The organism is Pseudoalteromonas sp. J2K-J599 (assembly GCF_059295115.2).
The window spans coordinates 375,118-388,279 of the sequence record NZ_CM200272.1; the positions used below are offsets into that span (position 1 = coordinate 375,118).

The following is a 13,162-nucleotide window of genomic DNA, read 5'->3' on the forward strand; positions in this document are numbered from 1 at the left end:
GCAGCAAACCTAGGAGTATCGTTTGTTAGTAAAGTCTCAGTAGTAATATAACTATCATTATCAAAATATTTAAGCTTATCGATTCTCAATAATTGAGCGCATTTCGAAACGATGACTTACCTGATAGATCAGAGACGAAAAATCAATTTATAGAATAACTGAATATTTAGGAGTTCTATATTATGAGTCAAAATATCGCAAGTTTTATCACTAAAACCCTTAAACAAGCTGGCGTAAAACGTATTTGGGGAGTAACTGGCGATTCACTTAACGGCATTAGTGAAAGTCTGCGAAAAATGGGAACAATTGAATGGTTAGGTACGCGACATGAAGAAGTTGCCGCATTTGCAGCTGGTGGCGAAGCCCATTTATCAGGCGAGCTTGCGGTGTGTGTGGGTTCTTGCGGGCCAGGTAATCTTCATTTAATTAATGGCTTATTTGATTGTCAGCGCAATAATGTACCAGTATTAGCAATTGCCGCACACATTCCTTCATCTGAAATTGGCAGTAGTTATTTTCAAGAAACCCATCCGCAAGAATTATTTAAAGAATGCAGTGTGTATTGTGAAATGGTGTCGAGCCCTGAGCAAATGCCATACCTGCTAGAAACCGCAATGCGACAAGCAATATTAAACAAAGGCGTGAGTGTACTTGTGCTACCTGGTGATATTGCATTAAAAGATATGCCTAAAGCTATCAAACCAAAATGGAACGTGCCAAAGCCAGCAACGTATACCCCCGCTTTATCTGATATTGAAGCAATGGCGACTCATCTTAATAAAAGTAAAAAAGTAACCTTATTGTGTGGTGCTGGTTGTAAGGATGCCCACGACGAAATTGTTGCGTTAGCCGAAAAATTACAAGCACCGATAGTGCATGCCATGCGCGGTAAAGAATTTATTGAATACGATAATCCTTATGATGTTGGTATGACCGGATTTATTGGCTTTGCATCGGGCTATCATGCAATGCAAGAAGCCGATACGTTATTAATGATTGGTACTAGTTTTCCTTATCGTGCTTTTTATCCTGAAAATACCACCATATTGCAAATTGATAATCAGGCTGCGTCACTCGGGCGACACGTTCAAATTGATTGTGGCGTATTAGGGGATACTAAAAATTCAGTGACCACACTGCTTGATTATATTAAAGGTGAACGGAGCAGTTCGCACTTACAAAAATGTGTTAAAAACTACAAAGAGTCTCGACAAGATCTCGATGAACTTGCCAGTGGTAAAACCTCGCAAAATTTAATTCACCCGCAATACTTAACGCGTTTACTCAACGAGCAAGCAGCTGACGATGCTGTTTTTACTTGTGATGTAGGTACGCCAACAGTGTGGGCTGCGCGTTATTTATCAATGAATGGTAAGCGTCGCTTAATTGGCTCGTTTAATCATGGCTCTATGGCAAATGCGATGTCGCAGGCAATGGGGGTTCAATCTGTTGATAGAGACCGCCAAGTCATTGCAATGTGTGGTGATGGTGGCTTTTCGATGTTAATGGGGGATTTAATCTCACTTAAGCAGCTTAATTTACCAATAAAGATTGTTGTTTATAATAATCGCTCACTTAGTTTTGTGGCTATGGAAATGAAAGCCAGTGGGTTTTTATCAAGCGATACCGATTTAGAAAACCCAAGTTTTGCTAACATTGCACAGGCCTGCGGCTTAAAAGGGATTCATGTGGATGACCCTGAAAAATTACCATCGGCAATGAACGAGATGATGAACCACTCAGGACCTGTTGTTTTAGAAGTCGATACTGCAAAACAAGAGCTTTCAATGCCACCGCAAATCAAATTAGAGCAAGCAAAAGGCTTTAGTGTTTACATGATGAAGGCGTTAATAAATGGCAAAGGAAACGAGATTGTAGAGCTTGCCAAAACTAACTGGTCACGCTAAGTGAGTTACTTCCCTATTGAGTACTTTTGCTCAATAGGGAAGTATAAAGCAATAATGTCCTCTATTATTTGCTTATTGAAAATGTATACCTTTCACGTAATGTAAAAAACGTCTGACATACTTTCTTAAATATTAATAAACCATAGTGATCTCTTGTAACTTGTTGAACTAAAAGTAAAATAACATGAAGTTTGTATAGAGTAGGTAATAGTAATAACCTATAAGGTCAATTACGTGTTTATAAAAGTAGGTATAGAGCGTTGATTAAAATTGAAGACTTTTCTTTAGCATGGTGCTGGATTAGCTCATCCTATGGTGATTTTTCTAAAGATACACTAAATAAACTTATTCCGTTGAACGAAGATCAAGCAAGAGCATTAATTGCTACTACACCTATTAACTTTCCGGTCGGAGCAAAAAGATTCGACTCCACACAAGGGAGTGAGTTAACACGCCAATGGTTAAAGGGCTTAGTAAATGATTCGCAAACAGTAACAATTTGCTGGGATCAAGAAACAGCGCTTACCCTACCTTGGCTAGTTTTTTTGATTACTATGAGGTTTTTGAGTTTGACTCAAGTGCAATGTAATGAGCTAAAACACTTAGCATTGGCCTCAATTGCTACTTGGTAGTTGTTTTTAGTTTAACGTTTTACTCGCTTTACTCAATTAAAGTAAAGCGAGCGCTCAGTATCACTTACAAACTCTTTTTAGGCGGAAGAGCTACGTTTGCAAATATTAGCCCTGCAACAAGTGACATAAATATTAAAAACGTTTGCTGGCCTATATGCTCTGCGTATATAAAGTCTTGGCCTTCAATGAGTGAGTTTAAGCCAATATAGGTTTTGCTACCTGGTACTAATACAATTAAGCCTTGCATGGCCACAATAGAGGCTGGCGCATTAGCAACGCGGTTAAACAAGTTACTAAATATACCCACCGATAAAGCACCTACAAACGTACCTAACGTGTAATCAAGGTACATAGCCGAGCCAATACTGGTGCCATAGGCTATAAACCCTGATGCAATAGACCAAACAGCGTGCTTAAGTTTGGTTCTAAAAATAACGATTAAGCTGCTACAAAGTAAAAATATAGCCAGCCATGCGGTCCACTTTGGTAATGGTTCAGGTTGTACAAAGTCAGCTTGCCCAAAGAGTGCAAAGCCAATACCTATGCCTATAAAACCGCCAAAATAAAGTTTAAATAACAGCATAAACGAGTCCATGACTCTTGCTGTACCCGACACTAAATGCCGCGCTGCAAGCTCTGCTAAGCCAAGCGCAAGTGCTAAACCTGGTATAAATACAATAATGGCCGAAAGTACCACCAAGCGTATGTTTATTTCAGGTGTTATATACACGCTTACTGCACAGGCAAGTATTGCTGATATTATGGCCACTAATGGCTCAAGCATATGGGCTACGCGTTTTGAGCGTCCCGACCAAAGCACAAACAAATAAACAACTAAAGTAAGAAGCGATGACCAAATAACATCAGTCCAGCTAGTACCCATTAACATTGCAAACGCACCACCAGAAGTTGCAAAGGCAACGCCCGTAACAAGTTTATTGTATGGGTTTGGCATGTCGTAGATAGCATCTAGCTGGGCGTCAACTTCTTGTAAAGTTAGCTTGTCGTCAAGCATTTGGTTTACAAGGTCGTCGGTGTCGGCAAGTGAGCCTAAATCGTGATCGCCAGGGTCTACACGAGCAACATGAGTGTACTCGTCTTCGTGGCCATCAGTCCAAATAACAAACGTTACCGAAGTTGGCGACATAACAAACGACGATTTAAGTCCTAAATATGTAGCCACTTCCATTAGGTGGGCTTCTAGTCGGTAAGCAGGCGTACCATACTTGTGAAGCATTTTACCCAATTTAACGATAAATTTGCGTTTTTCTGTAAAGGTTGCAGTTTTCAAATCTTTTTGGACCAAATATTGCGATAACTAAGCTAAAAATATAGACAATACAGCTAAAACTGCCCACGTTTGATGGGCGCGATTTTAAACACTAATTGGTGTGTGTCTAGTCATTTTTAATCTAATTTTTTATTTTTTTCAGCTATCCATTGCGACATGTATTGAGTGCTGCGCATTGTATGATGTTTGAGCATTTGGCCTGTAAAGTTTTTTTCGCGATGAGCCTCTAAATCACTACTTATTGAATCAATTTTTTTAATTAACACCGCGCTCAATTGAGCTTTATCGTAAAGCGTATTAAGGAGCGTGTTGCCATCTTGCTGCGCTTGCTCAAAGTCACTTTGATTGGTGTACATTTCAACAGCAGCGTTGGCAAAATCGTCGGCGGTGTTGGCTATTTTACCAGGCCATGGTAAATCGTTATGCATGCCCTCTGCGCCAATATTAGTGGTAACGCTGGGTGTTTGCATAATCATGGCTTCAAGTAATTTACCTTTAATCCCTGCACCAAAACGAAGTGGTGCTAAACATACGCGTGCGCTTTGCATTACATCAAACGCATTATCGGCCCAGCCTTTTATTAAAAACCCTGTTTTAGGGTTATTTAATGCCGTGGCTTTTGGTGGTGGGTAAGAGCCATAAATATGTAGTTCTGCTTTTGGGAGTTGCTTTCGAATAAGTGGCCATATTTTTTGCAAATAAAGTACAGCATCCCAGTTTGGTGCGTGTCTAAAGTTACCTATGGTCATAAAGTGCTGGCGCTGCTCAAACGTTTTTGTACTTGTAGGTAATGAGCTTAAATCGACCATAAATGGTAAATGGTGTAATAAGCTTGGCTCTATTTTAAATACGCTGTTTAGTAGGCTCATTTCATAACTTGAAATAATTAAGCTTAGGTCGCAGCGTAAAATAGCGGCAATTTCGCGTTTTGCTATGTCTGAGTGTAAATCGCTGGTTGTAAACTCGCGCTCACCTTTAAACGCTTCGTGGCGTGCATTACGTAGGCATTGTAAATCTTCGGTATCGAGAATTTTAATGGCATTTGGGCAATATTTATCGACGCGCCAGCCAAATTGTTCTTCCATCATAAAGCGGTCAAACATGACTATATCTGGGTTATAGGCTTTAACGTATTCGTCAAAGCTATCGCAGTTTAGTGCAATGCTTTGGCTGGTTATACCAAAGTCGTCAAGGTTTACCATGTGGTCGGTGCGCTGCGCGGGCGTTGCAAATTCAACGTCCCAGTTTTGCGCTCTAAATGCATTTAATAACGACATCATGTGCGTTCCCGCAGCAGACGAATTTGGCTCTGGCCATACGTAGCCAATTACCAGCACTTTTTTCATTGGCTAGAATCTCTAATTTGTAAGTTTACATTTACCAGTGTTTTTACTGGCGGGGCTGTATTTTGTAGTAGCTCTTGCAGTATTAAAAGGCACCGCTTAGCTATATCAGTTGTACTAATAGCCACAGTGGTTAATTGATTATTTATAACCGCGCTATTAGGAATGTGGTGGCAACTCACTACTTTTATAGAGTGATGAGTTAATGAGTTAATAGCGGCAATAACACCTTGAGCAATAATATCGTTTGCACACACCACTGCGTTTAATGTGGGGTTGTGTTTATATGCTTCTATAAATGCATTTTTAGCGCTAAGGGCTGTGTTTACTGCGCAGTCAATGGGTGCTAATGGTGTAATGCTGTGCTGCGCGCATGCGGTATTAAAGCCACTTTGCAGTGCTTGTGAATCACTTAAAGTAAGTTCATTGCCTATAAATGCTATGTTTGTCACGCCTTGTGCGAGTATATGCATACTGGCTACGTGGCTGGCTTTTTTATAATCGGGAAGTACGCATGGCGCTGCGCTAAAGGGCACTTCACTCATTAAGGTAATTACTTTGTGCTGCGCGCTGAGCGCATCAAGCCATTTGGGGCAAGTATTAGCAACGGGGCAAATAATAAATGCAGCCGCGTTGTATTCTTTTAAGTTTTTAACTGCGTTTGCTTGTAGCTCAAGACTATTATTACTGCTTACAATCATGGCTTGTAAGCCATTGTCGTTTAACAAAAGTTGTAAGCTGGTAGCAAGGTGTGCCATAGCTGGGTTAGTTAAATCATTTATGACTATGGCCACTAAGTTAGAGCGTTTTGAGCGCATAGCAGCGGCATCACGATTATAAACGTATCCTAGCTCATCTATCGCTTTGAGTATTTTTTGTTTACTTTTATTGCCCACTTTATCGCTTTGGGTAAGTACCAACGATACGGTTGATTTTGATACACCAGCACGCTCTGCAACATCAAAAATGGTGACTGATTTGGCTTTGTTATGCATTGTATTTTAAGTACCGCAGTGATGAATAAATAGCGCTGTAGTTTAGCTTAATCAGCACTATTAAGTCATCTTTTAGAGGTGTTTAACTTACCTTAATACTTTATGAACAAAGCAAAACGTGTTTATATACGCCTATAAGAGTAAAAAATAACAAAAGGATAAAAACATGAGCGCTTTTAGGCTGTTAGTTGCCTTTATTTGTTGTGTGGTATTGGTGCCAACAAGTTACGCCGAGCAGGGCTATCAAACCCCATCACCTGAACTTGCAGCATTGGTTGACGCTAAGTTAGCACCCACTAGTTACTTATCGAGCGATGGCCAGTGGCTAGCGCTTTTTGAACGCAAACGTGTAGTAACCCTTGATGAACTTGCAAAAGAAGAGCTTAAGCTTGCTGGTATTAAGCTAAACCCCGCTAATTTTTCGCGCTCTCGTGTGAGTGCCAAATTTAGTGCCGTGGAGCTAAAGCATGTTCAAAGCGGGTCGGTTATTAGCATTAACAACTTACCTAATGGCATTATCCGCTCACCTAAATGGTCATCTAATAGTAAATATTTAGCCTTTGTTGTTGAGCAACCAACCCAAGCCAACTTATGGCTTTACAGCGTTGAAACCAAACAAGCAAAAGAGTTAACTAGTGCTGCGTTAAATTCGGTACTAACTGCATCGCCATATAAATGGCTGCCAGATAGCAGCGCCATTATTGCAAATCTTGCTGTTAATTTTGGTAAACCAAGGCTTGAAAATAACAGCCAAAATGTAGTGCCTGTTATTCAACAAAGTACTGGCGAAAAAGCACCAGCACGTACTTACCAAAATTTATTAACCAGCCCGTTTGATGAATCACAGTTTAAGTTTTACGGCCAAGGGCAATTGGCTTACATAACGCTTGATGGCAATACTCAAGCAATAGGTAGCCCTTCTTTATTTAAATCGTTTTCGGTATCACCTGATTCTACCAATATTTTAGTTGCCGGTATTAATGAGCCGTTTTCGTATCAAGTGCCTTACAGCCGCTTTGCAAGCACGTGGCAAATATGGGGCATGCGCGGCTATGCATTAGCAGAGCTGGCAAAACAGCCACTTGCCGATAATATTCCACAAGGTTACGACAGTGTACGCACTGGCCGCCGTGATTTTGAATGGCGAGCCGATCAAGGCGCTGAAGTTATTTGGGCCGAGGCGCAAGATGGCGGCGACATGAAAACCGACGTAGAGCATCATGATTATGTTTTCAGCTTACGTGCACCATTTAAACGCGAGCCTAAATTATTTGCCAAAGTAGAGCGCCGTTATGCGGGAATGGAGTGGGGCAACGAAAACGTAGCAATGCTGACAGACTGGCGCTTTAGCGATCGCCAAGTACGCACCTTTGTTGTACAACCACGAGATGCCGACAAAAACCGCGTGCTATTTTCAGAGCGTAGTTACAACGATGCGTACAAAGACCCGGGTAATGCAATTTACGAGCGCAACGATTTAGGCGCAAACGTAATTAAAATTGTAGGCGGGCGTTATATTTACCTGCGCGGTAATGGTGCTTCAGAGCAAGGTAATGTGCCGTTTTTAGATAGGTACGATGTTAAAACAAATAGCAGCAAGCGTTTATGGCAATCAGAAGCGCCGTATTACGAGCGTGTTCGCGCACTGCTTGATGACGAAGGTGAGCGCTTTATTACTATTCGCGAATCTAAAACTGAGCAACCTAACTTTTTTATACGTGATTTAGATAACGACACGTTAACGCAACTAACGACATTTGAGCATCCGTACCCTGCATTTAAAGGCGTAACTAAAGAGCAATTACGTTATAAACGCGATGACGGTGTTGAGCTTTCGGGCACGCTTTATTTACCACCAGGGTACGATAAAACACAAGGCCCGTTACCGGTACTTATGTGGGCTTATCCACTTGAATACAAAGATAAAGCCGTAGCATCACAAGTACGCGAATCGCCTTATGCATTTACTTATATTGGTTATTGGGGCCCAATGCCTTACCTTGCCAAAGGGATTGCCGTGTTTGACGACCCTAAAATGCCAATTGTAGGTATTGATGGCAGCGAGCCAAACGATAACTTTAGAAAGCAATTAGTATCAAGTGCGCAAGCAGCTGTTGATGTATTAGTTAAAAAAGGTATTGCCGATAAAAACAAGATAGCCATAGCAGGGCACTCATACGGTGCATTTATGGTTGCTAACTTATTGGCTCATAGCGATTTATTTAAAACAGGTATTGCCCGCAGTGGCGCGTATAACCGCACATTAACGCCGTTTGGTTTTCAAGGAGAAGAGCGTGATTTTTGGCAAGCACAAAGTGTGTACGCTAATATGTCGCCGTTTTTCCATGCTGAAAAAATTAACGAGCCAATGCTAATGATCCACGGTCAAGAAGACCCTAATTCGGGCACTTTCCCTATGCAAAGTGAGCGCATGTACGCAGCGCTTAAAGGCTTAGGTAAAGACGCTCGCTTAGTAATGCTCCCTTATGAAGCACATGGTTACCGTGCGCGTAAAAGCTTATTACATGTGTTGTGGGAACAAGAACAGTGGTTAGATAAGTATTTGTTAAATGATACAGCAGAGCCAGTAGAGGTTATTACTGAACCCGTGGTAAGTGCTGGGCAATAGATGCTTTTACATATGCGGTGGGGTGCAAGAAGACCCACCCTCAATCTCACGGAACCTTCCCAATGCAAAGTGAGCGCATGTACGCAGCTCTAAAAGGTTTAGGTAAAGATGCTCGCTTAGTAATGCTCCCTTACGAAGCACATGGTTACCGTGCGCGTAAAAGCTTATTACATGTGTTGTGGGAACAAGAACAGTGGTTAGATAAGTATTTGTTAAATGATACAGCAGAGCCAGTAAAAGTAATTACCGAACCAGTGGTAAGTACTGGGCAATAGTAATAAAAATGAGTAAGTAACAGCGCGGCTACTTATAGCCGCGTTTTTGCTTTTAATATGAGAGTAAATTAATGATTGATGTAGCAGCACTTGCGGTTTTTATTCCTACGTTCTTTTTTGTGTCGATAACGCCTGGTATGTGTATGACCCTTGCCATGACACTCGGTATGAGCATTGGCGTGCGCCGCACATTATGGATGATGATAGGCGAGCTGTTAGGTGTTGCAAGTGTTGCCATAGCTGCGGTATTAGGTGTTGCAAGCGTAATGCTAAATTACCCTGAAGCGTTCGCTATTTTAAAGTGGGTAGGCGGTGCGTACCTAATTTATATTGGCGTTAACATGTGGCGAGCCAAAGGAAAAATGTCGGTCGATACCTCAAAACCAAGTGACGTAAGTAGGAAGTCGTTATTTACGCAAGGTTTTGTAACCGCAATTGCTAACCCTAAAGGGTGGGCGTTTATGATTTCACTACTGCCACCCTTTATAAGTGTTGAGCATGCTGTAGCCCCTCAGTTTTTAGTATTACTTGGCGTTATAATGACCACCGAGTTTTTAAGTATGTTAGCTTACGCAACAGGCGGTAAAAGCTTACGTTCATTTTTAAGCCGTGGTGATAATATAAAATGGATGAACCGTATTGCTGGTAGCTTAATGGGGTTAGTTGGAATTTGGCTTATTTTTGGTTAGTTCAAAAAGTAGTTGATATTATCAATTAATTTGCTATAGTTGACTTTATCATCTATTTGACGCTTAAGGCATGCCCAAAAATGAGTACACCCGTATCAGCAAATCCAGTAATGGTTGAGCCTAAAAAAACACCTGTAATTTATAAAATACTGGTTATGGTAAGTATTATTACCTTAATTGGCGGTACTCTAACTGGCATTATGACTTATGTGAATGTGGGTGTTACAGAGCATTTTTATGCAGATTGGTTTACCTCATTTATAAGTGCAGTATTGGTTATGGCGCCTGTTGGTTTTGTAATGATGACCTTAATGCATAAGCTAGTTAATAAGTTATTGCCTAGTAGTAGCGAGCTAAAACGTAATTTAGTGATTAGTGTTTTTATGGCGCTGATCATGGAGTCGGTTATGGCGTTTGTTACCGCTACTAATAATATTGGCTATGCAGATATGCGTGTATTTGTAACTGGATGGGCTGAAGGATTATTAGCTGCATTACCAATAGGTTTAACTATAATGCTGATAATGTCGGTTACGGTAAAACCTAAAATAGAACGCTTTTTAAAAAGCTAATAACAAAAAAGAGCCATTGGCTCTTTTTTGTTATTTAGTGTTTACCTGCTCTTTAAATTGCGTCATTCAAAAAAGGTGCTGTTCGGCTTATTTTAGATTGAGCTACCTCTGTAGGTTTACCTTGCGCTACAATTAAGCCGCCTTCTTCGCCAGCACCGGGTCCTACATCTATAACCCAGTCACTATTGCGGGCTACTTGCATATCGTGTTCAACCATAATGACGGTATTGCCAGCATCTACTAATTTATTTAACTGCGACATTAACATTGATACATCCGATGGATGCAGGCCTGTCGTTGGCTCATCAAGAATATAAAGTGTGTTACCGCGCTGCGCACGTTGCAGCTCGGTTGCTAATTTAATACGCTGCGCTTCACCGCCCGAAAGCTCAGTGGCAGGTTGCCCTAAACGTAAATACCCAAGACCAACTTGCATAAGTGCATCGAGTGCTCGCAGTATTGCAGGTTCATTTTCAAAAAAGGTATGCGCCAATTCAACCGTTAAATTGAGAATATCGCTTATGTTTTTATCGCGATATGTAACCTCAAGTGTTTGCTCGTTATAACGTTTGCCATGACACACTTGGCAAGGTGAATAAACACTAGGTAAAAACAGTAGCTCTATACTCACAAAGCCAACGCCTTCACAGTTTTTACAGCGACCTTTAGCAACATTAAACGAAAAGCGACCAGCATCGTAACGGCGCTCTTTTGCTTTCTGTGTTGAAGCAAACAGTTTACGCACGTGATCAAACAAACCCGTATAGGTAGCTAAGTTTGAACGAGGGGTACGGCCAATCGCTTTTTGATTGACGGTAATCAGGCGGCTTATATTATTTATACCTTCAATGATTTCTCCGCTGGTGTGTGTTTGCAGCTCTTGTTCGAGTAAGTCGGCTTCGTCGGTTGGCGCTTGTGTTACTACTTTTTGCCCGAGTGCTTCGTAAACAAGTTCTACTAACGCTTGGCTTACTAGGCTTGATTTACCAGAGCCCGAAACCCCAGTAACGGTTGTCATAACACCCAGTGGAAATTCTGCATTGAGTTTTTTAAGGTTGTTACGCTCAATATCTGCTAATTTTAACCACGCTTTTGGCTGCCTTTGCTCCTTTTTTTGCGCGCTGTTTTTAGCAAAAAGGTGGTGACCGGTGTGCGAATTTTTTATTTTTCTTAGCCCTTCAACAGGGCCGCTGTAAATAATGTTGCCACCATGCACACCTGCATCAGGACCTACATCAACAATCCAATCGGCATGTTTAACAACACTAACATCGTGCTCAACAACAAATACAGAATTGCCAGCCGCTATTAGCTCATCAAGTGCTTTTAAAAGTGCTTGTGTGTCTGCAGGGTGTAAACCCGCTGAAGGTTCATCTAACACGTAAACCACTCCAAATAATTTAGAGCGAATTTGTGTGGCAAGTCGCAACCGTTGTAGCTCCCCAGGTGAGAGCGTTGGCGTTGTGCGCTCAAGCGACAGGTACCCTAAACCAAGCATGGTTAGTGCTTCAATACGAGTGAGTATATCGCTGGCAATGCGCTGCGTAACAATGGCTTGTTCTGGATTTTTTGTATTTTTATTTACTTTGGTGTTGGCGGCATTACTTAATTTTTTAGCAAGCTCGTTTAGCGTAAGTTGAGATAGCTCGCCAATATCGAGCCCTGCAAATTTAACACTTAACGATGCTTGTTTTAATTTTTTACCTTGACAAGTAGGGCACTGCGATATTTGCATAAACTGCGATACGCGCTTTTTTGTACGCGGGCTTTGGGTAGTAGCAAAAGACTGTAAAACAAAACGTTTAGCGCTTGAAAAAGTTCCCATGTAGCTTGGATCTTCGTTATTTTTTATCGCATTTTGTGTTTGCTCATAGGTGTAATCTGGGTATACCGGCACAGTAGGTGTTTCGTCGGTAAATAAAATCCAATCACGTGCTTTTTTAGAAAGTTTGTTCCAAGGCGTATCTATGTCATAACCAAGGGAAGTAAGTATACGGCTTAGGTTTTTACCTTGCCATGCTGGTGGCCACGCTTCAATGGCGCGCTGGCGAATAGTTTTTGTATCGTCTGGCACAAGTAGCTTTTCGGTTACTTCAAACACTCGGCCTATTCCTGAGCATTCTGGGCACGCACCTTGTGGCGTATTCGGCGAAAACGCATCGGCGTAAAGTATGCCTTGCCCTTTGGGGTATTCGCCTGCGCGTGAGTAAAGCATGCGTAGCGCGTTAGAAATAGTTGTTATGCTGCCAACTGATGAGCGAACCGAGGGCGCCCCGCGTTGCTGCTGCAAAGCAACGGCAGGCGGTAGCCCTTCAATAGAATCAACATCGGGCTCATCAACTTGATCTATTAACCTACGGGCGTACGGCGATACTGAATCAAGGTAACGGTGCTGCGACTCAGCAAACAGCGTTCCAAACGCAAGCGACGACTTTCCAGAGCCCGATATTCCTGTAAAAACAACCAATGCGTTACGAGGTAAATCAACGTCTACATTTTTTAAGTTGTGAACGCGCGCCCCTCTTACTTGAATGCTGTTACTGGGATCAGATAAATCCGTTGTTGAGTTTTTATGTGTGCTTGCCATACGGTTATACTCCTGTTTAATCGCGCTTTTTACTTTAAGTTAGCTTTGAATTATTTACTCTTATCACTCGTTATTACCTCAAAGTAGCGCAAGCACACTGAATGAGCGCTTAGTCTGTAGTGGCGCAGCCAAAGCGCTGGATAAAATTGTGATGATTGTTTGTTTACATAATAGGTATGGAATGCGAATATAATTTAAACAGTTATTGTTATGTAATTTATTAGGTAATTTACTAGGTATTT

Annotated in this window: 10 protein-coding genes; 6 read left to right on the plus strand and 4 right to left on the minus strand. The window is 41.5% G+C overall.

Features of this window, described 5'->3' with window-relative positions; genetic code table 11:
- Nucleotides 1-182 precede the first annotated feature (182 nt).
- Entirely contained in the window at nucleotides 183-1,907 is a 1,725-nt protein-coding gene (gene poxB, locus AC5NT5_RS18495; RefSeq protein WP_494513745.1) for a ubiquinone-dependent pyruvate dehydrogenase, read from the plus strand.
- 260 nt (nucleotides 1,908-2,167) lie between these two features.
- Nucleotides 2,168-2,539 carry a hypothetical protein gene (locus AC5NT5_RS18500; RefSeq protein WP_259396304.1) on the plus strand — a complete coding sequence of 124 codons (372 nt, stop codon included), beginning with the start codon at nucleotides 2,168-2,170 and terminating at the stop codon, nucleotides 2,537-2,539.
- A gap of 64 nt (nucleotides 2,540-2,603) precedes the next feature.
- On the opposite strand, the gene AC5NT5_RS18505 is transcribed toward AC5NT5_RS18500, so the two are convergent.
- The 3 genes from AC5NT5_RS18505 to AC5NT5_RS18515 form a co-directional block, all read right to left on the minus strand.
- Nucleotides 2,604-3,830 (minus strand): threonine/serine exporter family protein, encoded by a 1,227-nt coding sequence (locus tag AC5NT5_RS18505; RefSeq protein WP_002960134.1) that lies wholly within the window; start codon nucleotides 3,828-3,830, stop codon nucleotides 2,604-2,606.
- A 116-nt stretch (nucleotides 3,831-3,946) separates the two neighbouring features.
- On the minus strand, nucleotides 3,947-5,176 hold the full coding sequence (locus AC5NT5_RS18510) for a glycosyltransferase (protein WP_494513746.1): 1,230 nt from the start codon (nucleotides 5,174-5,176) through the stop codon (nucleotides 3,947-3,949).
- Entirely contained in the window at nucleotides 5,173-6,168 is a 996-nt protein-coding gene (locus AC5NT5_RS18515; RefSeq protein WP_494513747.1) for a LacI family DNA-binding transcriptional regulator, read from the minus strand. The genes AC5NT5_RS18510 and AC5NT5_RS18515 overlap by 4 nt, the downstream gene beginning before the upstream one ends.
- A 166-nt stretch (nucleotides 6,169-6,334) precedes the next feature.
- On the opposite strand from AC5NT5_RS18515, the gene AC5NT5_RS18520 reads away from it, so the two are divergent.
- The 4 genes from AC5NT5_RS18520 to AC5NT5_RS18535 all read left to right on the plus strand — a co-directional run bounded on the left by AC5NT5_RS18520 (nucleotide 6,335) and on the right by AC5NT5_RS18535 (nucleotide 10,333).
- Nucleotides 6,335-8,797 carry a S9 family peptidase gene (locus tag AC5NT5_RS18520; RefSeq protein ID WP_494513748.1) on the plus strand — a complete coding sequence of 821 codons (2,463 nt, stop codon included), beginning with the start codon at nucleotides 6,335-6,337 and terminating at the stop codon, nucleotides 8,795-8,797.
- A gap of 62 nt (nucleotides 8,798-8,859) precedes the next feature.
- A complete protein-coding gene (locus AC5NT5_RS18525; protein ID WP_494513749.1) occupies nucleotides 8,860-9,072 on the plus strand; it encodes an alpha/beta hydrolase family protein in 213 nt (70 codons plus the stop codon).
- Between the two features lie 71 nt (nucleotides 9,073-9,143).
- The gene (locus tag AC5NT5_RS18530; RefSeq protein ID WP_494513750.1) at nucleotides 9,144-9,761 is read left to right on the plus strand and encodes a LysE family translocator; all 618 of its coding nucleotides are present in this window, start codon (nucleotides 9,144-9,146) and stop codon (nucleotides 9,759-9,761) included.
- An 80-nt stretch (nucleotides 9,762-9,841) separates the two neighbouring features.
- A complete protein-coding gene (locus AC5NT5_RS18535; protein WP_182692473.1) occupies nucleotides 9,842-10,333 on the plus strand; it encodes a DUF2798 domain-containing protein in 492 nt (163 codons plus the stop codon).
- A gap of 52 nt (nucleotides 10,334-10,385) precedes the next feature.
- Here AC5NT5_RS18535 and uvrA read toward each other — a convergent pair whose 3' ends face one another.
- Entirely contained in the window at nucleotides 10,386-12,920 is a 2,535-nt protein-coding gene (uvrA, locus tag AC5NT5_RS18540) for an excinuclease ABC subunit UvrA (RefSeq protein WP_494513751.1), read from the minus strand.
- Nucleotides 12,921-13,162 lie beyond the last annotated feature (242 nt).